This window comes from Streptomyces niveus (assembly GCF_001723055.1).
Classification (GTDB): domain Bacteria; phylum Actinomycetota; class Actinomycetes; order Streptomycetales; family Streptomycetaceae; genus Streptomyces; species Streptomyces niveus.
The window spans coordinates 199-735 of record NZ_MDCR01000583.1 but is presented as its reverse complement, the minus strand read 5'-3'; the positions used below and the strand labels follow the sequence as shown (position 1 = coordinate 735).

The following is a 537-nucleotide window of genomic DNA, read 5'->3' as shown; positions in this document are numbered from 1 at the left end:
CGCGGCTGGTGGCGCACCTGCGGGAGGAGAAGGGGTACGCGTACCAGCTCGGATCCGGCATGGAGTCCGTGCCGGGCGCCTCCACGCTGATGGTCGAGGCCGACACCGCGGCCGAGCACACGGCCGCCGCACTCGGGGTGATCCGGGGCGAGCTGGCGCGTATGAGCGCCGAACCGCCGTCGCGGGAGGAGGTCGACGCGGCCAGGAGCTATGCGATCGGGTCCATCGCCACCGCGATGTCCTCCCCGGCCTCCCTCGCCTCCGGCCTGTCGAACCTGCTGCACATCGGGGTCGGCGCCGACTGGCTGCACGGGTGGGGGCCGTTGCTGGACGGGGTGCCGTACGAGGCGGTCGCGGAGGCGGCCCGGCGGTTCTTCCGGCCCGGGGACTTCACGGGCGTGGTGCTCGCCGACGAGTCGGCGGTCGCGCCGCTGCGGCGCGCCGGATCGGCCGAACTCGACTTCTGAGGTGGCTGTTCGGCGGTCGCGGCTGTTCGCGGGCGTACGAAGATTCGCGGGCGTACGAAGAGGGGCCGGT

Annotated in this window: 1 protein-coding gene; it reads left to right on the top strand. The window is 73.7% G+C overall.

The genetic code is table 11. The features are described from left to right. On the top strand, positions 1-467 hold a 467-nt coding region (locus tag BHU15_RS37720), incomplete at its 5' end, for a M16 family metallopeptidase (protein WP_141726999.1). Positions 468-537 lie beyond the last annotated feature (70 nt).